Origin of the sequence: Tomitella fengzijianii (assembly GCF_007559025.1) — a bacterium.
Lineage (GTDB): Bacteria > Actinomycetota > Actinomycetes > Mycobacteriales > Mycobacteriaceae > Tomitella > Tomitella fengzijianii.
Map to the genome: position 1 here is coordinate 32,687 of NZ_CP041766.1, position 22,822 is coordinate 55,508.

Here is a 22,822-nt window from a genome sequence, read left to right on the forward strand (position 1 = left end):
CGTCCCGCATTCCGCCGGCGCGTTGCCGCACGCGCGCATTCCATCCCGCTCACCATCGGAGGACAACACAGATGTACCCAGGAGCGCATGCCCAGGCCCACCCCGACCGGATCGCCGTCCGAGTCGGCGACGGCCCCGGGCAAACGTACAAGGAGCTCGACGAACAATCGATACGCCTGGCACGGGCACTGCAGGCGCGTGGTCTGCGCGAGGGCGACGCGATCGCGCTGCTTGCGGAGAATCACATCCGCTTCTTCGAGGTCTATTGGGCTGCAGTACGTTCCGGTCTCTACATCACCGCCGTCAATCGGCACAGCACCCCTGACGAGATCGCATACATCCTGAAGGACTCCGGCGCCTCGGCGTTCATCACGTCCTACGCGATGAGGGACACCGTCGCGGCCACGCTGCCGTTGCTCGACGAAGTGCAGCACCGTTTGATGTTCGACGGGGTCATCGACGGCATCGAATCGTATGAAGATGCGTTGGCCGGGCACCCGGCTACGCCGCTGAGCAGCGAGCCGCGCGGGCAGCTGATGCTCTACTCGTCGGGTACGACCGGCCGCCCCAAGGGGGTGCGGCGCGAGCTCAGCGGCCTGCAGGTCGACGATCCCTCCGCGAATCGCAGTTCCGTCCTCGTCCGCGGCATCACCACAATCGACGGGGACTCGGCCTACCTGATCCCCGCCCCCCTCTACCACGCAGCGGGCCTGAATTGGGCGGTGGCGGTCCAGGAGATCGGGGGCACCGTGCTGGTGATGCAGCGATGGGACCCCGAAGAGTTCCTCGCGACCGTGGAACGTCACCGGGTGACGCACACCCAGTTGGTGCCGACCATGATGGTCCGACTGCTCAAACTTCCGGCGCAGGTGCGTGAACGCTACGACCTGACCTCGCTCCGCGCCGTGATCCATTCGGCGGCGCCGTGCCCGGTCGAGGTCAAGACGGCGATGCTGGATTGGCTCGGACCCATCGTCGACGAATACTATTCAGGCACAGAAGGTCACGGAGTCACGTTCGTCGGCGCCGACGAGTGGCGACAACGTCCTGGTTCAGTCGGCCGCTCACTGTACGGGGCGATCCATATCTGCGACGACGCGGGCGTCGAAGTTCCTGCAGGCACCATCGGGGCCGTCTACTTCGAGCAGTCCTTCGCCTCCTTCAGCTACCACAACGATGCGGAGAAATCCGCCGAAGCGCGGCATCCGCGCGAACCCACCTGGTCGACCATCGGAGACATGGGTCATGTCGACGAGGACGGCTACCTCTACCTCGCCGATCGCAAGTCGTTCATGATCATCTCCGGCGGCGTGAACATCTACCCCGCGGAGATCGAAGGGCGCCTGATCATGCATCCGGGGGTGGCGGATGTCGCCGTGTTCGGCATGCCGGACCCGGATATGGGCGAGTACGTTCACGCTGTCGTGCAACCTGCGCGGGATGTCGAGCCGGGGAAGGGCCTGGAAGAGGAACTCGTGGCTTTTGCCGGCCGGACGCTGGCCCGCTACAAGTTGCCCCGGGTCATTGATTTTCAGGCGGAGCTCCCCCGGATGGAGTCTGGGAAGCTGCGCAAGAACCTGCTGAGGGAGGGGCTGACGAGCGCTCGCCGGTAGCGCACGGCGCCGATGAATCCGCTCTCCTGCGCCGGTCCACCTGTGCACGACCACCGTAAGGAAGGCATTGTCACGAGCACACCTGCAATCGCCGCAGTCCAGCGCTGCCTCTGGTTCGACGACCAGGCCCGCGCGGCCATAGTAGTGCTCCATACAGTGGTGTAACTCGGTGGTCGAGTTCGTCTGTGACGCGGTGCTGGGACAACGACAGGCAGGCCGGGAACCCACAGCCGTGGGGATGGTTGCGGTGGTGCCGGGCGGCCCGAGCGCGTGCTGTCCGGTGTGTGCGGGGTGGCCGACGATAATGGCCGATTACCGCACACACCCCCGGAACCCCGCCGGTCACCGCGATCCCGTCGGGAGACATCGGCGCCGGCACCTGGTACCGCGATAACGCGGCATCACGCGACCCTGCGGCGGACGGTGGGCTACGGCCGGGGCCGGTGCTTCCGCGTGCGGTGGTGACCATCCGAAGGAGCGGGCGGACGTTCTCTCACAGGGGTTGCCGGTGGATGAAGGCGGCCATGCCCGGGACGGTGAACGCGATCCGCCCGTATTCGGGGGCCCAGATCAGTCCCTTTTTGATTAGGGAATCGCGTATCGGGCTTGCGCTCGACCCGGTCTTGCCGATGCGGGCGGCGACATCGCTCGACCGGGGGCTGTCGTGGCCGGTCTCGGCAAGGCCGCGCAGGTATGCCTGCTCGGAGGCGTTGGTGCGGTCCCAGCGTGATGGGTAGAAGCCGGCGTCGAGCTCGATGTTGCCCATGTCGACGGCCTGGTGCGCGTCCTCGGGACTGAAGGGCACGGTCTCGGCGACCGCCCAGACCGCCTTGCCGTATTCCTGCAGGAAGTAGGGGTATCCGTCGGCCGCGTGGAGCAGTATCTCGCGTGCCTCACCGCTGAGATCGCCGCCCACCTCGCGGATAGGGACGGTGAGAGCGTCACTCGCGTCGGCCGGAGCGAGCGCGCCGATCGTGGAGAACGCGAACTGACGTTCCGCATAGGATCGGCACTCGGCGAGCCGTGACGGCAGGTTGGGGAGACCGGCGCCGACGAGGAAGAACGGCCATCCCCGTTGGCTTGCGGTGTGCTGCACGGCGAGCAGCGACTCGAGTGTGGCGTCGTCGATGTCCTGGAGCTCGTCGATGAACACCCCCAGTGCACTGCCGTGCTTGGCGAGGATCGCACCAATGTCCTCGACGAGGGTCTCGAACTCGTACTCCCAGTCCATCGTCGGCATGGCCGACTGGGCCCCGCGTCCCGCGGTCACCGTGACCCCGCCGGGGCCGGCCGCGAGCGTCAGGTGCAGTCGTTCGACGAACTCGAGTACCGGCTGCAGCTTCTTCTGCAGATCGTGGCGGCGGCTGTAGCGTTGCACGCCGCGGCGCAGCTCGCCGATGAGCCTGCGCCGTGAGACGGTGACGCCGACGTCGGTGGCGCGGGCCTCCATCTGGGCGACCATCCAGCCCTGGTTCTCTGCGTGTTCGGCGAGCCGGTTGAGCAGGACGGTCTTCCCGACACCGCGAAGCCCGGAGAGCATCATGCCGCGGTCGTACTGGCGCCTCTTACTGCGAGCGACGATCAAGTCGAAGTCGTCGATCTGTTTGCCACGTCCCTCGAGGGCGGGCGGACGCAGCCCCGATCCCGGGGTGAAGGGGTTCAGCTCGGGGCGCATGTGTCGGCTCCTTCGTGTTCTACCCACATATCCCTGGTTATACCTTGAATAACTATAACCATGTAGATCCCGGTAGATATATTCAGGCGGCCACTGGCCTGTCCGCCGGATCCGGTGGTGCACCCGGTCGTCCGGCGTGCCAGCGAGGCGGCTCTGGCGGCGCCACCATCGAGCTCCGACGAGCCGTGGCGGGCCGCCGCTCGTCGCGCGTTAAGGTCGGTTCTCCTCGCTACGCTGGCGGGGACTCCACCTTGGCGCCCTCCTCCGCAACGACAACTGGGCCGGATATCGAGGAATGGACATCTTCACCCGGAGCGACAAGACCGTCTCCAACGCGGGTGACGCTCAACAGGGGCCTCGACGATCACCCGTACCCTCGACGGGAACAGTCGCAGTGATCCGCGCCCACAGGTCCGGTGTGGATCACGCCGCCGGCGGCGCATCATAGATCCACCCGGAATCGCCGCGGCCCGGCCGGCGGGGCCGGTGGTTCGTGGCGATCGGCGCGAGCCGGTGCAGACCCGGCAGGCTGAACGCCTTCAGTCCGAGGCTGGACCTCCATAGGCTGTGTTTGGCCGCGTGGTGCCAGTGTCCGAACAGCCACAGCCCCACTCCTGCGGCCAGCAGCCACAGGGTGCGCGTGGTCGCGCCGTCGATCACCATGCGGCCGAGCTCTTCGATCACGAGCAGCCCACCGCCGACACGCACGAGCGCCCCACCGACGAGGCCCAGCACCACCCCCACCGCTATCACCGGTGCCGCGGCCCACCGCAGCGTCCAATCGGAGACAGTCCCGGACGCGCGGTGCGCCGCTGCCGCCAAGGCTGCGGCCGCCGCGGTCACCGCGATGATGAGCAGCCATGCGCGATTCCAGCTCGTGCATCGCATCGCGAGCGCGTGGATTCCGGCGCCGTACGCCAGCGTCGCGGCCAGAGACAGGAGACCCAGAAGAATCGGTGGGCTCCACCCATCGTCGTATCGCGCGCTGGTGGCACTGACCAGGTTGAGCACGGCCGCAGCCACAGCGACGCCTGCCGTGAACACAGTGAGCAGTGTGTAGCCCGCCCACTCCCATCCGGTCCAGGTCGACGAGATGGTCCACAGCGTCGCCGCTATCGGACAAGGGGCGGGCGAGTACCGCTTCGATCACGGGGCGAGCCACACGTAGCCGCCGCCGCCCATGCCGAACGGCTGCACGGCCGCGACGGACACCATCGACAGTCCGCGGCCGGCGTGAATCGGTATGGTGGTCGTTCCGCCGGAGACGGTCGCATAGGTCGGCGCGCCCGGGTTAAGACCGCTCAATGCCGCCGCGTACACCCGCACGTCGCAGCCGGGGGCCGCCCCATAGGTGCCGGTGGGGACGAAGTTCACGTCGACCACGTCCGGGTTGGCCGTGGTTTGCAGGTCGACGAACAGCGTGCCGTAGCAGTGCCCGTCGAGTGTGGGCGGCAGCAGCAGATGATCGCCGAGCGCCGCGAAGTGCGGCACCGGCGCCGCTGCGGCGGTCGGCGCGGCCGCGGTGCCGATGCTGGCCGCTGCGGCGAGTCCGGCGAGTCCGGCCGTGATCCTCCGGCCCATCGTCTTGCTCATGATGTTCTCCCTTCCCTTAGAACAAAGTCAGTGTGTCGCCGAACCAGGCGGCGGCGACGGCGTCGGCATCCCACCCGTTCCGTACGGCGTCGCGTAGTGCCCGTGATCGGGCGGTGCGTTGCGCCCGGGTCAGGGAGGTGGTGCCAGCGCGGCCTTTCCTCGCCATCAGGGCGAGGTTGTCACGTTGGGTTCCGGCCACGACATGTGCGCCGGCCAGCGGCCCGTACCGGGCTAACGCCTCCCCACCCCCGCACGCGTAGGCGCGCACGCAGATCGGGTTATCGCACAGGTGCATGGCGACCACGCCGGCGGGCAGGTGTCCGCCGGAGGCTTGGGCGAGTGCGTAGCGGTGGGCGCGCACCACGCGGCGCGGGTGCGACCCGTACCAGAAGCGGCCGTAGCCGCCGTCGTCGGCGATCGCGCCGGTGAAGATCGCGCAGTCCGTCACGGCCGGGCCCCGGGTGACGAACCGGGCGAAGCGCGTGGCTTCGCCGCCGACGGTGATCGCCCGGCCGGTCACAAAGCCGCAGCCTCCCGCGGGCCGTCGCTCTCGTCGTGGCCACCTGCCGGGCGGCTATTTCCGGTGGACGCCGGGCCGCCGGTGTCCGCCGCGGCCGGCGCCGGCGTCTTTTTTGCTGTCTGCTCGCGCTGGGTGCCCGCGGCGCGGTGGAGCTCACGCACCTCGGCCGCGGGCAGTCCGGTCAGCGCGGCGATGTCGGCGACGGTCTGCCCAGTTGTGCGCATTGCGGCGACCAATTCGGCGCGGCGCTGATACACGGCGGCGGTGTCGCGGTCATAGCGTGCGTCCGCCCGGCGGTAGGCGATGTCGCGGCGCTCGCGTGCGGTGGCGAGTTTGTCTTCGGTTTTGAAGAACGCCGCGAGATCGTCTTGCAGCTGCTTTTCGCGTTCGCGGCGGGCAGCGAGGTGTTCGGTCATCTTCTCGCGGGCCCGGGTGCGGGCCGCGGCCCGCTGTGCCGTCGATGCCACCACAACCCCCTCGTGTCGTTCGTGGTTGGCCTGTGCCCGTGATCGTGCCACAGTACCGCCGCCCTTGCTGGCTTGGCCTCGGGATTGTCGCGCCCACTCCCCTGCCGCTGTCGTACCCACTCTCGTGGACAACGCAACCAGACACACCTCTTGCACTATTAAGTGGTTCGAGAAATATGCTGGTCAGACAGCTCCACTGTCCCGGTCCGCATTACGGCGTAAACTGACCCGCCGTAGACACGTCGATGACCGGTTAGAGTGTGCATCGTGATGACCCTGCACGTGCTCCATGCGGGCGACGGATACAGCTACCTGACACGCCAGGTTGCTGCCGATGACCGTGAGCTGGCGCGGGGAGAAAAGCTCGTCGACTACTACCACGCGCACGGAACCCCGCCTGGCCATTGGTTCGGCGGCGGACTCGCTGCGCTAGGGCAGATGGAGCACGGCACTGCGCTCGACGAAGACCAACGCATCATCACAGGGAACGTCGTGTCCGAGAAGCAGATGCAAGCGCTGTTCGGTGAGGGTATGCACCCGAACGCTGACGCTCTGATCAGTGCACAGATCGGTGGACGGAAGAAGGCAGCCGCGGTGCACAGGCAGGCGCGTCTGGGCCGGAAGTTCGCCGACTATGCGAACGCCAACGCCGTCCAGGCCGCACGCACAGCTGCACGCGAGGCATGGATCACCGAGCATGGTCGGGTGCCGAGCACGGACGAGCACCGGAAGCTGTGTGCGCAGGCGGATCGGGAGAGCTTCACCGGTATGAAAGGCCGGCCACCATCCAACGAGGGCGAGCTTGCCCGGTGGGTGACCTCTCGGGCGAACTCGGCGCATCAGCCGGTTGCCGGATTCGATCTGGTGTTTACCCCGCCGAAGTCAGTCTCGACCGCATGGGCGCTCGGGGACGAGAGAACGCGCCGGGCGATCGAGCGCATTCACACCGAGAACGTTCACGACGCTCTCTCCTGGTTGGAGGCCAACGCCGTGTTCACGCGGCGTGGGGCCGGCGGGACCGAGCAGGTCGATACGACCGGTCTGATTGCCACCCTCTATGAGCATTACGACTCGCGTAACGGCGACCCGAACCTGCACACACACGCGGCCATATCGAACAAGGTCAAGACCGCCGGCGACGGCAGGTGGCGCACCATCGACGGTGCGACACTGCATCGGTATGCGGTGACCGCGTCGCAACGCTACAACGCTCGGATCATGGACCAGTTGTCCCGTGAGCTGGGGTTCTCGTTGCTGCCGCGGTCGACGGGGCGGGGCCGTCAGGACGTGATCGAGCTGGCCGAAGTGCCCCGCGAGTTGTGTGAGCATTTCTCCTCTCGGCGCCGCCAGATTGAAGCTTCCTATGACGCTCTGGTGGTCGAGTTCCGACGCACCTACGCTGGTCGTACCCCGGGTCCGCGTGAACAGTATGGGCTGTACCAGCAGGCGAATCTCGATACCCGCGCCTCCAAGCAAGAGTCCGCGTCTCTGTCCGACAAGCGGGACCGATGGCACGAGCAGGCGGCCGATTTTCTCGGGGGGCAGCGCAAGGTCTCTTCCCTGTCGCGGGTGTGGTCACGGCTGTCTCCGACGAAGGGGAGGACGGGGTATCTGAGCACGACGGCCACGTTCGATCAGGCCGCAGAATCCGTGCTCGCGCAGGTGGAGAACACGCGGGCCACGTGGCAGGAACCGCACGTGCTTTCGGCGATCGAGGCCCACCTGGCCGGCACCGTCTTCCGCTCGCATTCCCAGCGCGATGCCGCCGTAACGGCGATCGCGAAGCGCGTGTTCGACCGGTCGATTCCGCTCCCGACGCCGATGCTCGGTGAGGTTCCCGAAGCGCTGCTTCGCCGGGACGGGATGGCGGTGACGGTGCGCCACGGCACCGCAGCGTTCACCTCGACCGCAGTGCTCGACGCGGAAGAACAACTCCTCGAAGCAGCCCGGGAACCTTCCGCCCACATCGGCATGGACGAGACGGTGTCGGCCGCCATCACGGCGGTCGAATCCGACACGGGCCGCAAGCTCAACTCGGGACAACGCCGCTTGGCCGAGCACTTCACCGGAGCCGGCACACAACTCGCGGTCGGGGTCGGCCCGGCCGGCACCGGCAAGACCACCGCCATGCGCGCTGTCGCCGACGCCTGGCAGGCCGAGGGCCACACCGTGATCGGGCTGGGCCCGTCGAAACGCGCCGCGATCGAGCTGGGCGAATCCATCGACGCCGACGCCTACACTCTGGCGAAACTAACCCGCCGGTGGCGCGGGGAAACCGGCCCGGCGGGCACACTTCCCGAAGGAATCAGCATCAGTGAGGGCACGATGCTGCTGGTCGATGAAGCCTCCCTGGCAGCAACGAAAGACCTCGCCACCCTCACCGACATCGCCGCTTCCCACGGCGCGATCGTGCGACTCTTGGGCGATCCGGCGCAGCTCGACGCCGTCGAAACCGGCGGCGCGTTCCGGCTGCTCGCCGAGCGCACCAGTGCGCCCATGCTCGATACAGTCGTGCGCTTCGGCGACGACATCGAGCAGGCCGAGGCATCCCTCGCCCTGCGCACCGGCGACACCGCAGCGCTCGACCTGTACGCGGGGCGCGGGTGGGTGCATCACGGCACCGGCACCGAGGTGCGCGATCGTGTTGTGGAGGCGTATCTGGCCGATAGGGAGGCTGGCGCGTCGACGGTGATCCTCGCGGCCACCCGCGATGATGTGGCCGCGCTCAACGCCGATATACAGGCGATCTACCGGCGCGACGGGGCGGTGGATTCCGCCGACATCGTGCGGCTATCCGACGAGTTGACCGCCGGTATCGGCGATACGATCATCACCCGCGTCAACGCCGACCATCTGCGCCTGACCGGCGGCCGCGGCCGCGGCCGCCGGGTCGCCAACGGCGATCTGTTCGCGGTCGAAGCCGTCGGAGAAGACGGGTCGCTGGCGGTGCGCAGCATCGACTCGGGCGGGCAGATCGTGCTGCCCGCCGGCTACGTCGCCGCGCACACCGAACTCGGCTACGCCGCGACGATCCACCGCGCCCAGGGCATGACCGTCGACACCGCGAAGGTTCTCGCCGGTCCGGGCATGGACCGGTCCGCGCTGTATGTGGGTCTCACCCGCGGGCGCAGCGAGAACGCCGTGTGGGTGCCGCTCGATTCCTATGTGGGCCCGGATACCGAGGGCATGCATCTCGGCGAGATTCCGGACCAACCCGCCGGTGACGCCGGCGCGGCCCGGGCGGTACTCGAGAACATCGTTGTCACCGATACCCACCAGAAGTCGGCCACCGAACAGCTCGCGGCGGCGCTCGAAGAAGCGCACGATCCGCAGCGGCTGCGCGAGGCGTACCAGGCCGCCTACGCGCGGCTTTCCGGCGACCGTGACGCCTACATCACCGGCCGGATCGACGCCTGGCTGTCCGGTCTGCCTGCCGCCGTCGCCGCGACCGCCAGCCGCAGCGGGAAGACGCAGCTCGCCAGCAAACTTGCCGCCGTCTACGACGCCGGCGGCGATGTGGACATGGCACTGCTGCGCGGCGAGCAGCGGATCGACGCCGAGTGGACACGCGCGATCCGCCGGGCCGAAGCCCAGGCCCGCGCCATCAGCACAGCCCGCGGCTCGGCCGGCGGGGACGCGCCGATCGACAGCGAATGGCGCCATGGCCTTTCCGATGCCGCCGACGCGGCGGCCGCTCTCGCATCGCAGGTCACCGTCCCCGACGCTGCCGGGGCCCCGCTGCCTCCGCTGCCACCGCCGACCGAGGCGACCGATACGCAGCTACGCGAGTTCGCCGCGCGTATCCGTGGCGAGCTCGATATCCGCCAGCCCGCCGCAGACTCCGTCGCCGGACAGACCGCCACCGCGTTCGAGACCTACCAGGACGCCCGCGACGAAATCGACCGGGCCCGCACCCGCGCGGTGCTCACCACGGCGTTCGGCGAGTCCGACGCCGCCCGGCTCGCCGACGATCCGGTGGCCTGGCGTGTCGGCCGGCAGGCCCGCGTCGCCCACGCCGCCGGTATCGACCCGGTACCCGTGCTGCGCGCCGTCGCCGACGGCGCCGCACCCGAAAGCGCTGCGACCCTGGCCGCGGCGGCCGGGCCCATGATCCAGCAGCAGTGCCGCGAGCAGCGCGCCGCCTGGCTCGACGAGAACCGCGACGCGATCACCGGGGCACTGCCGGCCGCGGCGCAGCACTTCGACGATCCCCGCTGGGACGCAGTCGCCGAGCGGATGATCACCCGCCAGCAGGTCACCGGCGAGCCGGCCGCCGATATGGCCCGCCAGCTCGCCGCGCGCGCCGGAGAAGACGCCTCGGTCGCCCGGCTCGACGCTCTCCTCGACGCCGCCCCGCCCGTGGGCACGATCGGCGCCACCCCCGACTGGATCGCCCCGCCCCCGGTCGACGCCCGCCAGGTCGACCCGGTGTTGGCGGACCGGCTCGACGCCCACTACCAGCAACTCGCCGACACCTACGCGCAGCTGCGGGCCGCCGCAGGTGAACGCTACGACGGTGAGTCCGCGCCTGCATGGACGAACGAACTCGGGCCCCGGCCCTCCGCCGCCGACCTGGCCCGCCAGTGGGATACCGCGGCCGCCGAGGCCGATATGTATCGGCAGACCCATCGGGTCACCGACACCGCGAGTCTGGCCGGGCCCCGCCCCGAGGGACGGGCCGCACAATCCGCGCACGCCCGTGTGCACCAGGCCAACACCGACCAGCTCGACGCCCAAGCACAACACGCCCGCCAGCGGGCCCGCGAGCAGGCCCAACGCGAACGCGACCGCCTCGCCCAGAGCAATACCCAGGACCAGCGGGAGCGCGAGCGCACCACCGATCACGCGCCGCAGCGCAGCCCCGGTATCGACGGGCCGCGGCGCGGCCGCGGCCTGTCCTAGGCCGTCCTCAGCACGTAAAAGGCCCCCGCGCAGTCCTGGTCGGGACACCTGCGCGGGGGCCGAACGGGGCGACCTTGCGGGCCGGGCTGGTGCGGCCGGCAGGGCGGTGCCGGCCGCGGGCCCACACGAGCCGCCCCGAGTCTTATATGCGGCGGCGAAACACCGCCTGGTCAAGGTCGAACGCCCACTGGTGGCCCTGGTAGGTCACCGGCGCGTACGGGTCGCCGGGATCATCAGATTGCGCCTCGCCGGCGTCGATGAGGTCGAGCATGCGTTCATGACCGACCTCCCACGTGGGCAGCGTATCGCCCAGTGCCGCAGTACCATCGGCGAGCTGGGCGAGGAACACCGCCAACTCCGGGTCTCGGGCGGGTGGAGACGGGCGCAACCCGCACCCGCTGGGCGTGCACGACTCCATGTTCGTAATCTCACCCAGGCGGGCCGCCAGGGGGCGTAACACGTCACTATGCCACGCGAACGGCGCAGATTCCGCCGCGCCGTGCTGGTAGGCGTCGCGCCACCGCACGAACGCGGCGAGCAGTTCACGCACCAGCGCCGGGTGGCGCCACCAGCACGGTTTGATCGCGTCGAGCTCGTAGATGCGCCGTAGCCACTCCACCCAGTCGGCCAACTCGCCGAGCACGGCGGCGGCCCGGGCTTCGGGCATCGCGTCGAGGTCGTACGGTCCGGGCACATAGTCACGCATGAGCGGGCTCCTGTCGGCAGTGCGACTCGTAGTAGTCGCGGGAAGCGGTGACACGCTCCCGCAGGGCCGGCGTGTCCCACACCGTGGGCAGCGACACGAGCGCCGGCTTGGCGCCGCGGTAGATCACCAGGGCTCGGTCGGCGGGCATCTGACGAATCTCTGCGGCCGGCAGGATCGGCACCCGCCGCGGCCCGGCCTGGCGGCTGTAGAAGTCGTCGCGGTCGCCGATGAGCCGCGATAAGGAGGCGAGCTCCTGGTCATCCGCCAGCCCGGGAAGCACGATCCGCATCGGCGACTCGGTCGTGAGCCGCCGGCCCCCGACCTGCCCCCACCGGTCCTTGTTCTGCGCCTCGGAATGCACAAAACCCCAGATACACAGCCCGCGGCCCCCACTGTCGGTGATAAGCGACGGGAGGCGCGGGACGGGTGCCACGTTATTCAATTCATCTAAAATAAGCATGGCGGGCGGGTCCAAGCGCTCCCCCGGCAGGCTCAGCGCGTGTTGCTTGGCGATGTGGTGCACCTCGGCGGCCAGGGCGGCGACGAACGGGGCCGCCGACGCCGACGACCCCTCCGAGAGCAGATACAGCGTGTTGGTGCCGTCGGCGATGATCGAGCGCAGATCGGCCGAGTCGGCTACCGACACGTCGAGCGCATCCATCAGCACCGGGGATGCGAGCGGTTCGAGCAGCCGGGACGTGGCGCCGATGATGTCCTCGGAGCTGTCCGCGCTCGACCCGAGGGTCTGTTCGAGTTCGGCGGCCCAATCGGGGCGTTCGCGGGTCAGCACCTCCCGCACCTCGGGGACCTGCCTGCGCGACGCCCACGTGCGCAGCGTGCGCAGTGACGCATCGAGGCGGGCGGCGGCGTACAGGTAGCAGCGCATCAGCACGATCGACTTCGCGGTGAAGTAGGCGCCGTTCTTGGCGTCGTCGATGGGCATAGCCTGCACCAGCGCTTCGGCCCGGCGCAGCGCCGTGTCTGGATCGTCGCAGCCGGCGATGATCGACCAGCGCAGCCGGTACGGCCAGGCGCAGATGTTCTCCGGGTCGAACACGTACACGTCGCCGCGCTCGGCCCGTTCGGCCACCGTCGACGACAACAGGTCGGGCTTGGTGGTCGTGGCCAGGCAAAATCCGGGGGCGCCGACCACTCGGTGCCAGGCGATGCGCCAGGTTTTGCCCGACCCGGTCGGTCCCTCGACGAGCGCACCATCACGGAACTGAGCCCACATGTGTTCGCGGGCGCCGACGACGTTACCCACGTCGACAGCGAGGTCACTGCTGGGAACCCGGCGGCGCTGGTGGCGGGGCAGGCCGGCGAGAGAAACGCGGGCCGCGAACCCGCCCTCGCGGGCCTTGGCCTCCGTCAGCGACCGGCGGCGCAGCTCGGCGGCGCCGGCGAAACCTTCGCGGGCATGGCGGCGGTCCATCCGCCGGCCCGACAGCCACACCGCCACGCTGATTGCGGCCGCGGTGTAGACGGCGCCGACCGCGCCGATGCACGCCCACACGATCACCGGGGAGCCGGGCGAGGGGTGCGGCGCCCACGCCGCCCCCGGGTCGGACGCCGACGAGACCAACCCGGCGAGGAGCTGTCCGACGCCGACGAGCCCGTGCGGCGGCCACACCACTCCGACACCAGACAGCACCCCCGCCAGCACGCCGCCGCCCACGACGGCCACCACGACCCCGACTAGGAGTGTGGCCACGGGTGCGAACCAGATCGGCATGATCTGCCGCTCCGAGCGCGACGCCGGTGTGCTCATCACTGCTCCCCCTTGATGATCGCGTCGGTATCGGTGAGCCGCTGCTCGGTCGACGAGCGCACATGCTCGACGAGCATCGGGTCCTGCGATCCGTATTTGACCAGGCAATGCCCCTTGGGCAGGTTCATCAGCGTTTCTTCGGTTCCCGGCGGCAGGTGATACATCGCCACCGCCTCGGCCGCGTCCTCGTAGCGTTCCTGCCCGTAGAGCAAAACGATCCCGGCTTCTTTCATCAGCGCCCGCGCCGGCGATTCGGCCGGCAGATCAGAAATGTGGTGGAACGCCGACACCGTCGACAATCCGAGGCCGCGCGAGAGCTTCATATTGTCGTGGAACACCTGCCCGGTGGACCCGCCGGCGATGTGCCAGCCCTCCTCGACCACCAGCAGGGTTTGCTCGTGGTGATCGGCGCGGGCGGCCAGCACGTTTGCCAGCCACGTGTGGATCACTGTCATGATCACCCGCAACGCCGGACCTTTGGTCGGCATCTCGGAGACATCGAAATGCACCAGCGGATGTTCCAACGCGGCCCGCACGTCCGGGCTGGTGGGCTGATCCACCAGCCCTTTCAGGTCGCCGTCGCACAACCGGCGCAGCGCCAGTCCCGGATCGCGGCCCCACCGGCGGGCCTCGTCCTCCCACAGCTCGCCGAAGTCGGTGACCGGGGTGCCGTCGGCGGTGTGTGTCGACGGGGCCAGCATCTCCGCGGCGAGGTCGGCGGCGGTCGCCTCGGTCCCGGACGCGGCGGCGCGGTCGGTGATGATGCGCAGGGCCCGGTTGAGCGCCGCGTACTCGCGCTCGGACAGCGTCCGGCCCATCGTGTCCTCCAACACCGCGGCGACCAGGGCGTTCTGTCCGGCCGGATCGACACCGCCGCCGGTCTGCCCGGTCGCGGCGATTTCGGGATCGAGCAGGTTCAGCGACGCCCCGCCGCCGCCGGTGCGGAAACGCACCGAGGCGGCTCCGAGCTCGCGGGCGATCGGGGTGTACTCGCCGCCCGAGGCGCCCTGGCGCTTCTTGTCGAGCACCACCACGCGGCGGCCTGCGGCGATCTGGCGCAGTACGAACCCGGTCTTGATCCCGGAGGACTTGCCCTTGCCGATGTCGCCGATGGCGCACACGTTGATGTTCTCGATCTCGTCGCCGTAGAGGGCGAACGGGTCGATGATCACCAACGACTGCGAGAGCTTGTTCAGCCCGAACAGCACCCCTTCCGAACGGGCGTCGCGGCGCTGGGTGGCGAGATTGAGCACTTCGGCCTGCCGGGTCGTGGTGTAGGCGCCGGCAGCGCGGTGCTCGTACCAGCCCCACCGGTCGAGCCATTTCGACCGGCGCGGCGGCGGCCGCCGCCGCGCCGCGGACTCCGGGTTCTCCGGCGCATCCGGTACGGCGGTCGTCGTACGACGGGCCAGCAGCGAGTAGAACGGGATAATCGTGTGCCACGGCAGGCCCGCCGAGCTGCCACCGGCGGCCGCCGCATCTTCGCCGCCACGCGTGGGCCGTTCAGTGTCGCGGATGATCGTCATAGGCGTTCCCTTCTCTTCAGCGCAGCGGGTTGGTTTCGCGGGTCAGCTTCGAGCCGGCCAAACCGCGCCCCAGCGGCAGCGTGGCGAACACGGCCACGTCGTGGCTGTCGTCGTGCCAGTCGATCCGGTCGATGCCGGCCTCGTCGGCGGCGGCCTCCACGCGGGCGCAGCCGCGCAGCACGTCGTCGGCGTCGCGGCCGGTCACCGCGACCGACATGGTGAACACGCCGCCGTGATGGCCGGTGCCGGGCATCAGATCGGCGCGGCGCCGCTCCGAGGCGCCCTGCTGCATCTCCGAGCCGCCGTCGGTGATCCGGCCCTGCTTCTCCTCCTTCAGCCGCCGGGCCGCGTCCTGCGTGACGTGCTTCTTCGCGTCCGAACGGGCACGGCCGGCCTCGATGAAATCCAGGCGCACCGCTACGGTGCGGATCGTCGGCGCCGGGGGTACCTCGTCGTCGCCCTCATCGGGCTCGACACCGGTGAGCACGCTCGCGTGCCACAGCGGCCCGAGCTCGACCGGCTGAATGTCTGCCGGGTGGATCGTGCCGGCGCGGGTGTACCAATCCCCGTCGCGGCCGGTGACGACCATTGCCTCGTCGCCGCCGACATAGGACGGCCAGCAATTGTCGAAGTCCGCGCCGGCGTGCTCGTCGAGCGGGTACGACGGGTCCAGGAACGACCGGAACACTGCGCACGCCCGCTGCTCGCCGAGCACGGTCACCTGCCCCATGCGGGCCGCCGACAATGAAGCGACCGCCCGGGCGGTTTCGTCGCGGATCACCTGGGCGATGCCGCCGCGCACCGGTGCCCCCTTGCGGCCCGCGACGCGGCTGGCCTCTTTCTCGAAGGCGCGGGTGCGGCGGAAGATCAGCACCCCGTAGGCGCGGTGTTCCTCGACGTGCGGGGCGAGTTCGTCGATCGTCTGCCCGTAGGCGGCGGCCGCCGGGGCCGACGCGGCCGCGGCCGGGTTCGCCCGCACCCGGGCGGTGATCCACGCTTCGTGCGGCCACAGGTCGGCCGGCACCGACCGGTGCACCATGCCCCAGCCGGTGACCAGGGAGCTGCGCCGGGCCATCGACGCCATCGCCGCCCCGAACTGTGCCTGGGCGGCGGCCCACTCGGCGTCCGAGCGCAGCCCGGCGGCGAGTCCCTGGATCGACAGGACCACCGAGAAGTAGTGGTCTTCGCCTTCGGGCCGGTGTTCCAGGATGAACATCTCGTCCAGGCCGGTGCCGGCGACCTCGACCGGGTCGACCTTGCCCAGCGGTACCGGCCGGGCCCAGCCGGGGTCGACACCGGCCCGCCCGTAGTCCGGGTCGGCGGCGCCGACGTAGAGGTGTTCGCCGTCCCGGCGCCGGCGTCGGTCCCGCAGCCGGTGCACCCACCCTTCGGCGGGCGAACGGTGCCCCGGCCGCGACAGGGTCACGGCCACCGTGGATACCGCGACCAATGCGATGAATCCCAGCGTCCACCACGATTGGCCGACGATGACGTACACCGCCAGGCACAGCACGGTCACGATCACATACGCGGCGAGAACCGGTTCGGCGATGCCCATGCGGCCGCGGCTGGCCGATTCGCGGCCGAGCATCGAGGTGCGCTGCTCACTCATCCTGGACACCTCCATCGGCCCGGTTCGGTGCGGATTGGGCCGACGAGGCGGCCTTGTTCATCGCGGCGCCAGCCGCGGAAACGGCGATCGGGATACCGCCGGCGGCAGCGGCTTTGGTGAGTCGTCCGGCCGCGCCGATGCCGCGGCCGCCGGCCTTGGCCGCGCCGAGGGCATGACCGCCCACTGACGACCCCCCGCCACGGCCCCCGCCGCCGCTGGCGGCGCCGCTGTGTTTACGTCCGGCTGCCGCAGCCTGCTGCGTCGACGCAGACCCTCCCGGCCTGGAACCACCCGAGGCACCGCCCCCGCCGCCGGCGGCGGCGCCCATGCCCCCGGAGGTACGGCCCGGCGCCGAGGCGGCCGAGGCGTACCGGGACGCCGCCGACCGGCCCCCGCCGCCGCCGCGCAGCATGCCCGCGCCGTAGCCGGCCATGCCGCCAGCGGCCATGCCCGCCGCCGAGCCACCACTGCCGAAGTCGGCCGAGTCCTCCGAGGACGGCATGATCGGCGCGTACTTGAGCAGCGCCCACGGGGCCAGTCCGACCATGACGAAGCAGACCGCGATCATGCCGAGCGCGGTGAACAGCTCCATGCCCGATGCGCCACCGAGGGCGGTGCCGGCAAAAATGTTGATCGTGGCGAACGTGGCGCCGAGCAGCAGCAACAGCAGTGGTTTCATCAGCGCCAGGCCGACGAACATCATCACCGGGCGCATGGCCTTTTGCCGCCACTTGGGGTGGACCCACATGCCGAAGCCGATGCCGGCCACGCACAGCAGGATCGGCAGCCCGGCGGCGTGCATGAGCAGCCCGAAGTACGCGGCCAGCACGCCGATGAGCATCAGTCCGAACAAGATGATCCCGGCGATCGCGCCGCCGGCGACGGTCTCGGAGGTCGCCTGCCCCAGGATCGCCGACATGTTGGTCACGACCTGGTCGGCCGGGGCGCCGAGCGCGTCTCCGATGCCCTGTGAGACCTGCTCGATGAACGAGAGGAACACTGCGGCCAGGCCGGGGGCGAACAGCATCGCCACCACGCCGAACAGCATGTAGCCGCCGTAGTCCATGAGCAGATCGCGCGGATGTCGTTTGCCGTCGGAGATGCGTTGAGCGGCCAGGATCGCGGTAATCGCCATCGCGAGGATGCCGATGCCGGTCGAGTAGGCGTACCAGGTGAGGAACGTGTCGTTGGTGGTGTCGAAGCTGCCGGTGGTCGTGAGCCCGCGGATGACCTTTTCGGTCAGATCGACCGCCGACGATTTGAGGGCGTTGGCCCAATCGTCGATGACGCTGCCCGGATCAGCCATGAACTTGACTGTCTCGACCACCGGTTTTCCGGTGACCGACCAGATCGACGAGAACCCGTCGGCGTAGGCGCCGAACGTGTTCGATGCCGAGTCCGAGAGGCGTTCGGTGAAGCCGCGGTTCTGGTCCCACCAGTAGTAGGCGCCGCCTTGGAGCTCCCCCACCCGCGTATTCCAGGCCACACACTCATTATGAAGTGGGGGTGTTTCCGCTTTGTCGCAGTTGAGGTAGAAGCGGTGCAAGCACAGCTGCGCCGGCGCCCGGTCGTCGCCGAAGTCGCACACCTGCCCGGTGAAGAACGCTTCGCCCAGATCGGAGCTGTCGGGCATATCCGCGGCGGGGTTGGCCTCGATCGCGGCCTTCATCGCCTCGATCGAGGCGTCATCAGGGGTATCGGCGAATTGGAAACCCCACGTGGTGGTCTGTGGCTGCGCGAACTTCTTCAGATCGTCCGCACACATCGGGTTCTTCGGGATGAACGCGGGGTCGCCGTTGGGGAAGCTGTGCGACCAGTCCTGGCCGTAGGCGGCGTTGATGAGGTCGACCTCGACCGGCCGGCCATCCCGTGATCCGAGCACGCCAGCCAGATACGAGCCGAAATCGCCGCCACGGTTCGCGCACTCACCGTCGAACCAGGCGGACTGAAACTCGTCGGTGCCGGCGACGAACTTGCGCAGCTCGGCCGGGAAATCCTCCGGGAGCTGCTGCCCGTTCATCGTGGGCGTGCCGCCCGGCCCCGACTCAGCCTGCTCGGGGGCTGCGGACGCGGCCCCCGCCCCGGTCACGAGCAGCACCACTGCCAAAAGGACCGCCGCGGCCGCCCGGCGCAGTCGCACCATCATCACCTCACCACCTCACCACCTCACGCCACAGGTCAGTCGCGGTAGAACACGTACAGGCCCTGCCCGCCGGGCTGCGAGAGTGGGCCGTCCTCGGGGAACCGGGCGTCTTCGGGCTTCGGGCCGGGCTCGAAGGCCCAATCGGTGGCCTTCCAGTCCCCGCCTTCCCAGGCGAGGGTCACCGTCGTCGTCGAGTACAGGGTGGACACGCCAAGCGGCGAATCTGGCCCGCCCGTACGCATCTGCGAGATTGACTCGCCCCACACCGACACCGTCGCCGCCTCGGGCGTGAAGTTGGTGACCGTCGCTACCAACGGCACGGAGTTGAACGTGGTGTCGTCGTGCTCGACACGGTCAGATGAAGCACCGAGAGCTGATTGCAGAGATGGGGAGGGGTTCTCGCCGACCGCGTGCTCACGCAGAGCCGCCGCGTCCAGACGACCAACCCCTGCCTGGCTAATTGCCTGGATGAAGTTGACCGCGGCGGTGAGGGCACCGGCCTTGTCGTGGGTATAGCCGCGGGGCACTCCGTCGACCAACGCCGACGGGCCGTGCGCCGTCTTGATCGCCTCGGTCTTACTGCCGGAATCGCCCGAATCCGAGCCGCCGCAGGCGACGGCGACCACGATAATCAGCACCGCCAGCACCGCCAGACCCGCCACCGGCCACAGCCACCGCCGCGGCCCGGTCTTCCTCCCCGGCGCCGCCGCGCCGTCGATACCCGGGCCCACCTTCGAATAATCCGTCTTCGCCTTCATTACTGCCTTTCCTCCCTCGCCTTCGCTGCGGCATACTCGGTGGTCATCGCTAGGCCCCCGGCTGCACGACGAACAAGATGCTCCCGACGATCACCGAGAGCATCACCAGCACCCCCAGTGCGATGCCGGCGACCTTCGCCTCCCCGGTGTATTCGCTCGCGTCCTGGGCGTAGCCGCGCTTCTCGGCCGATTTCATCTTCGCCACGCCGACAATCAACTTGATCACCACGAAGAGCAGGGCCACCGCCCACGCGGCCGACCCGACCCGCGCCCACGTGTCGTTCATCGCCGGGCCCAGGATCGACAGATCGGGGCTGATCTTCTCGAACGGGTTGTCCACCGCCAATACGGCCTTGTTCACCACGCGTCTCCTTCGGTCACGATCCGGGGAAACTCCCCATCACTGCTGCTGTATCCGCCCGCCGGGGCCCGGCCGGTGAGCACCGACCCACTGGCCCGGGCCGCCAGGTCCCCGGCCACGCGGGCGGCCAGGTCCGTAAACGCCGCCCGCGTCGCGGGCGCGACCTGGCCGAAATCGATCCGGCCACCGGCGGCGAGCAACGAGTCATACGGCACCCGCGAAAACCGGGTGGCCCCGGCCGCGGAGAGCTGTTCGGCGATGCGCTGTTCCAGGGCCCCGTCGGCGCCGGGCACCGCGACCAGCAGAACCCGGGCTGCCGCCGCCGTCTCCTCGTAGCCCTCGGCACGCAGCCGGTGGAGCATCCAATAGGCGGCCTTGGCCGCGTCGACGCGTAGCGGCACCGGAACCACCAGTTGGTCGGCGTGCCCTACCGCCCACCGCCACGCGGGCGCGTAGGTGTTGTTGCCGGTATCGACGACCATCAAGTCGCGGTGCCGGCGCAGCACCGCCATGACCGCGGCGCACTCGTCGGCGCCGACGGCGATCGGGTCCTGGCTGCCGTCAAGGGCGGTGCCGAGCACTTCGTGCCCGGCAGGCTGGGCGGTCAGATAGGCGGCCAGCTCGGCCGCGGCCGCCTGCCCCGAGGCGAGCCGGCCCGCCGACGCGAGTACATCGGCGATGCCGCCGGGCTGGCGTAGCGCCGCCCGGTCGGCGAGGGTGCCCGGCGACTCGCAGCCGTCCCAGGCGACCACGCCGCGTCGGTGGCTGCCGAACACGGCCGCGAGCATCAGCGCGGTCGGCGTCTTACCCGCACCGCCTTTCGGGGAGGCGATGACCACCACCCCCGGCGGGGACGATTGGATCGCCGCGCGGCGTGCCCGCTCGGAGGTGGCCGCATCGCGTTCGGTCGGCGTGGCCCGCAGGTGCAGGCCCATCGCCGCGTTGACCCGGCCGCGCCAGCCGCTCCGTGCCTGTTCGGCCGTCGCGGCTGGTGCCGCCTCGTCGAACAGGCCCGGCACCGCGGCCGCCGGAGCCGGGGCGGGTTGCGTAGCAGCGGCCAGGGCCTCTTGTCCCACCCCGTACGGGTCGGCCGGCGGCGGGCCGACCGCAGTATCGGTGTCGGCGTCCGCGGCATCGACCTCGACCGGATCGGCGTCCCCCTGGTTGCTGCCGGCCGCGCGGCGTAGCCGCTGGCTGCGCAGGTTCACCGGCGTCTCGCGCCCATACACTGGCTCGCTCATCGGGTGCTCCTTCCCGTGCTGCGGGTGACGATCTTCGATACCGCCCACACGCCGCCCGGCTGCTCGCGGACGATCACGTAGACGACCTGCTCGGCGGTCCCGACCGTGCGCTCCCCGTCCTTCGCGGTCTGGGTGGCGGTGAACACCAGATGCCGCATGTGCGAGTCGGAGTCATCGCGCATGCCCTGGTTCGGCTGGGCGGTCACTGTCACCTCGACCCGGTCGGCGCCATCGGCCCGCCAGGCGGCGAAATCGCCGCCCGGGCCGCGCACCGGCGCCTCGCCGAGCGTGGCGTCGGCGTAGTCGTCGGTGAGCAGCGGCGCCGCTCGCGCCATCGCGTCGAGCGTTCCGCCGTCACTAGTGGGCCGCCAGGCAAGCCACTGGCGCAGCGCCTCGGCGGCGACCGCGTCCGAGTCGGTCCGGTCCACCTGCGCGATGGCCGCCGCCGGGGTGGCCGGCACCGTCGGCACGGTGCGGGTCGGCAGCGCCGGCGGCTCCGACACCGTCGTCGACGGGGCCGCGGACGGCGGGGCGGTGGGGACCGCCGAGGGCTCCCACATTTGCGCCGGGGCCGGAGTACGGCTCGCCGTGGAGTCCGCATCCTGGCCCGGGCCGGACCCGCAGCCCGCCACGGTCGCCGCGGACGCGGCGAGGATCAGTGCCGCGGCCACGGCACGCCTGCCAGTACGAGTACGCATCGACTCTCCATTCATTGCTTGTCTGCCTGGTCGGGGCCGAAGCGGATCGCCCGCACCGTCGCCGGCGGGGTGTAGGGCCGTTCGGAGACGAACTCGCCGGACTGCGGCGCCTCGATGACCGTGCCCGCGCCCGAGTAGATGAAGATGTGGCCGGGATGCGGCTGGATGACATCGCCCGCACGCAGTTGTGCCGGGTCGGTGATCGCGGTGCCCAGCGGCGAGACGATCTGCGCGGAATCCGGCGGCACCACGTTGAGCTTGCCGCCGGAGGCTTGCGCGACCGCGTACTGCACCAGCCCCGAGCAATCGAAGCCGACCTTGGCGTAGTCGCCGTGCGCATCGGCCGGACCGCCGTTATCGGAGATACCGAGAGTGGGGCCGAACTGGTTGCCCCCGCCCCACGCATACGGCAATCCGATCTGGGAGCGGGCCGCGGCCACCACCCGCGCCCCGAACTCCGACGATGCCGGCGCCGCCAGCGTCCAGGCCGCCGCCTGGGCGGGAATATCGACGATGTAGCCCTGGGTCTGCCCGTTGCCGCACACCCCACCCGCGGCCCGCGAGTTTCCCGGCCCGCAGTTGTAGTACGACAGCATCAGCTCGGTGATCTGCCCCGACACGGTGCCGGCCGCCAAGTCCTGCTCGGCCAGGGCCGCGAGCGCACAGTCGTAGTTCGCCATCGACATGGTCGCGTCCGCGATCGAGTACGGGTCCTTCGTCCCGTCTCCGTCGCCGTCGACGCCGTATACCTCCCACGTGGCCGGCAGAAACTGTGACGGGCCCTGGGCGCCGGACTCGGCGTTGTAGGCGGCCGGGTTGAACCCGCCGGATTCGTTGTCGATCTGCGCTGCGAGCAGCGGCGCGGTCACCGCCGCGCACGTGCCTGCGGCCTGTGTGATCCACGGGATGAACGGGGCGGCGGCCGGGTGATCCGCCAGCAGTGCTTTCTTATCGAGCCGGTCGCCGCCGGCGGTGGTGCCGCAGCCGGGGCCCAGCGATTCGGCGTGCAGACCGGAACCGCTGCGGGTCCGCGTTCCTGTGTCCTCGCCGCCCGGGCACAGGTAGGCGGCGTCGCGGTGCCCGTCGCCGGAGAATCCGCCCATGAAGGTGGCGGCCAGCAGCAGCACGCCGCCCACTGCGAGCGCCCCGCCCGAGGCCGCCTTTCCTGATGCCACTGCCGCCACCTCCCTTCGCGTGTGTTGTTGTGCCCGACCAGGAACACAAAATCGGTGGCTCTAT

General features: G+C 70.0%; 17 protein-coding genes. 2 read left to right on the top strand and 15 right to left on the bottom strand.

What is annotated here, in order from left to right; all coding sequences use genetic code 11:
- Positions 1 to 71 precede the first annotated feature (71 nt).
- Complete coding sequence (locus FO059_RS18120; RefSeq protein WP_143910916.1) at positions 72 to 1,613, top strand: acyl-CoA synthetase; 1,542 nt, start codon at positions 72 to 74, stop codon at positions 1,611 to 1,613.
- A gap of 493 nt (positions 1,614 to 2,106) precedes the next feature.
- On the opposite strand, the gene FO059_RS18125 is transcribed toward FO059_RS18120, so the two are convergent.
- From FO059_RS18125 to FO059_RS18145, 5 genes are all read right to left on the bottom strand, one after another.
- Positions 2,107 to 3,288 (bottom strand): ATP-binding protein, encoded by a 1,182-nt coding sequence (locus FO059_RS18125; protein WP_143910917.1) that lies wholly within the window; start codon positions 3,286 to 3,288, stop codon positions 2,107 to 2,109.
- A gap of 423 nt (positions 3,289 to 3,711) precedes the next feature.
- Complete coding sequence (locus FO059_RS18130; RefSeq protein ID WP_143910918.1) at positions 3,712 to 4,332, bottom strand: hypothetical protein; 621 nt, start codon at positions 4,330 to 4,332, stop codon at positions 3,712 to 3,714.
- Positions 4,333 to 4,434: 102 nt separating this feature from the next.
- Positions 4,435 to 4,881, bottom strand: a complete 447-nt coding sequence (locus FO059_RS18135; protein WP_143910919.1) for a hypothetical protein — start codon at positions 4,879 to 4,881, stop codon at positions 4,435 to 4,437.
- A 16-nt stretch (positions 4,882 to 4,897) separates the two neighbouring features.
- The gene (locus FO059_RS18140) at positions 4,898 to 5,401 is read right to left on the bottom strand and encodes a hypothetical protein (RefSeq protein ID WP_235671156.1); all 504 of its coding nucleotides are present in this window, start codon (positions 5,399 to 5,401) and stop codon (positions 4,898 to 4,900) included.
- Positions 5,398 to 5,868: a hypothetical protein gene (locus FO059_RS18145; protein ID WP_143910920.1), complete on the bottom strand. Its 471-nt coding sequence runs from the start codon at positions 5,866 to 5,868 to the stop codon at positions 5,398 to 5,400. Before FO059_RS18145 ends, FO059_RS18140 begins: the two co-directional genes overlap by 4 nt.
- A 270-nt stretch (positions 5,869 to 6,138) precedes the next feature.
- Here FO059_RS18145 and mobF point away from each other — a divergent pair, with 270 nt between their 5' ends.
- The gene (gene mobF / locus FO059_RS18150) at positions 6,139 to 10,770 is read left to right on the top strand and encodes a MobF family relaxase (RefSeq protein ID WP_235671161.1); all 4,632 of its coding nucleotides are present in this window, start codon (positions 6,139 to 6,141) and stop codon (positions 10,768 to 10,770) included.
- A 142-nt stretch (positions 10,771 to 10,912) separates the two neighbouring features.
- On the opposite strand, the gene FO059_RS18155 is transcribed toward mobF, so the two are convergent.
- Genes FO059_RS18155 through FO059_RS18200 form a run of 10 tightly spaced genes read right to left on the bottom strand, consistent with a single transcriptional unit; the run spans position 10,913 to position 22,758 of the window.
- Positions 10,913 to 11,476, bottom strand: a complete 564-nt coding sequence (locus tag FO059_RS18155; RefSeq protein ID WP_143910922.1) for a hypothetical protein — start codon at positions 11,474 to 11,476, stop codon at positions 10,913 to 10,915.
- The gene (locus FO059_RS18160) at positions 11,469 to 13,244 is read right to left on the bottom strand and encodes a type IV secretory system conjugative DNA transfer family protein (RefSeq protein ID WP_143910923.1); all 1,776 of its coding nucleotides are present in this window, start codon (positions 13,242 to 13,244) and stop codon (positions 11,469 to 11,471) included. Before FO059_RS18160 ends, FO059_RS18155 begins: the two co-directional genes overlap by 8 nt.
- The gene (locus tag FO059_RS18165; RefSeq protein ID WP_235671157.1) at positions 13,244 to 14,770 is read right to left on the bottom strand and encodes an ATP/GTP-binding protein; all 1,527 of its coding nucleotides are present in this window, start codon (positions 14,768 to 14,770) and stop codon (positions 13,244 to 13,246) included. Before FO059_RS18165 ends, FO059_RS18160 begins: the two co-directional genes overlap by 1 nt.
- A 16-nt stretch (positions 14,771 to 14,786) precedes the next feature.
- Positions 14,787 to 16,382, bottom strand: coding sequence for an SCO6880 family protein (locus FO059_RS18170; RefSeq protein ID WP_235671158.1), 1,596 nt, complete (start codon positions 16,380 to 16,382; stop codon positions 14,787 to 14,789).
- Positions 16,375 to 18,528 (bottom strand): hypothetical protein, encoded by a 2,154-nt coding sequence (locus tag FO059_RS18175; RefSeq protein ID WP_143910925.1) that lies wholly within the window; start codon positions 18,526 to 18,528, stop codon positions 16,375 to 16,377. The genes FO059_RS18170 and FO059_RS18175 overlap by 8 nt, the downstream gene beginning before the upstream one ends.
- 32 nt (positions 18,529 to 18,560) lie before the next feature.
- Positions 18,561 to 19,283, bottom strand: coding sequence for a hypothetical protein (locus tag FO059_RS18180; protein WP_143910926.1), 723 nt, complete (start codon positions 19,281 to 19,283; stop codon positions 18,561 to 18,563).
- Positions 19,284 to 19,332: 49 nt separating this feature from the next.
- Positions 19,333 to 19,644: a hypothetical protein gene (locus FO059_RS18185; RefSeq protein WP_143910927.1), complete on the bottom strand. Its 312-nt coding sequence runs from the start codon at positions 19,642 to 19,644 to the stop codon at positions 19,333 to 19,335.
- Positions 19,641 to 20,885, bottom strand: coding sequence for a MinD/ParA family ATP-binding protein (locus tag FO059_RS18190; protein ID WP_143910928.1), 1,245 nt, complete (start codon positions 20,883 to 20,885; stop codon positions 19,641 to 19,643). The genes FO059_RS18185 and FO059_RS18190 overlap by 4 nt, the downstream gene beginning before the upstream one ends.
- A complete protein-coding gene (locus tag FO059_RS18515; RefSeq protein WP_168226670.1) occupies positions 20,882 to 21,583 on the bottom strand; it encodes a hypothetical protein in 702 nt (233 codons plus the stop codon). Before FO059_RS18515 ends, FO059_RS18190 begins: the two co-directional genes overlap by 4 nt.
- A gap of 11 nt (positions 21,584 to 21,594) precedes the next feature.
- On the bottom strand, positions 21,595 to 22,758 hold the full coding sequence (locus tag FO059_RS18200) for a C40 family peptidase (protein WP_143910930.1): 1,164 nt from the start codon (positions 22,756 to 22,758) through the stop codon (positions 21,595 to 21,597).
- Positions 22,759 to 22,822: the final 64 nt, after the last annotated feature.

What these genes read in the sequence shown, in the direction of transcription:
- FO059_RS18190 (WP_143910928.1), bottom strand. Translation starts at nt 20,885, where the DNA reads ATGAGCGAGCCAGTGTATGGGCGCGAGACGCCGGTGAACCTGCGCAGC.
- FO059_RS18160 (WP_143910923.1), bottom strand. Translation starts at nt 13,244, where the DNA reads ATGAGCACACCGGCGTCGCGCTCGGAGCGGCAGATCATGCCGATCTGG.
- FO059_RS18165 (WP_235671157.1), bottom strand. Translation starts at nt 14,770, where the DNA reads ATGACGATCATCCGCGACACTGAACGGCCCACGCGTGGCGGCGAAGAT.
- FO059_RS18155 (WP_143910922.1), bottom strand. Translation starts at nt 11,476, where the DNA reads ATGCGTGACTATGTGCCCGGACCGTACGACCTCGACGCGATGCCCGAA.
- FO059_RS18135 (WP_143910919.1), bottom strand. Translation starts at nt 4,881, where the DNA reads ATGAGCAAGACGATGGGCCGGAGGATCACGGCCGGACTCGCCGGACTC.
- FO059_RS18175 (WP_143910925.1), bottom strand. Translation starts at nt 18,528, where the DNA reads ATGATGGTGCGACTGCGCCGGGCGGCCGCGGCGGTCCTTTTGGCAGTG.
- FO059_RS18125 (WP_143910917.1), bottom strand. Translation starts at nt 3,288, where the DNA reads ATGCGCCCCGAGCTGAACCCCTTCACCCCGGGATCGGGGCTGCGTCCG.
- FO059_RS18170 (WP_235671158.1), bottom strand. Translation starts at nt 16,382, where the DNA reads ATGAGTGAGCAGCGCACCTCGATGCTCGGCCGCGAATCGGCCAGCCGC.
- FO059_RS18180 (WP_143910926.1), bottom strand. Translation starts at nt 19,283, where the DNA reads ATGAAGGCGAAGACGGATTATTCGAAGGTGGGCCCGGGTATCGACGGC.
- FO059_RS18120 (WP_143910916.1), top strand. Translation starts at nt 72, where the DNA reads ATGTACCCAGGAGCGCATGCCCAGGCCCACCCCGACCGGATCGCCGTC.
- FO059_RS18515 (WP_168226670.1), bottom strand. Translation starts at nt 21,583, where the DNA reads ATGCGTACTCGTACTGGCAGGCGTGCCGTGGCCGCGGCACTGATCCTC.
- mobF (WP_235671161.1), top strand. Translation starts at nt 6,139, where the DNA reads ATGACCCTGCACGTGCTCCATGCGGGCGACGGATACAGCTACCTGACA.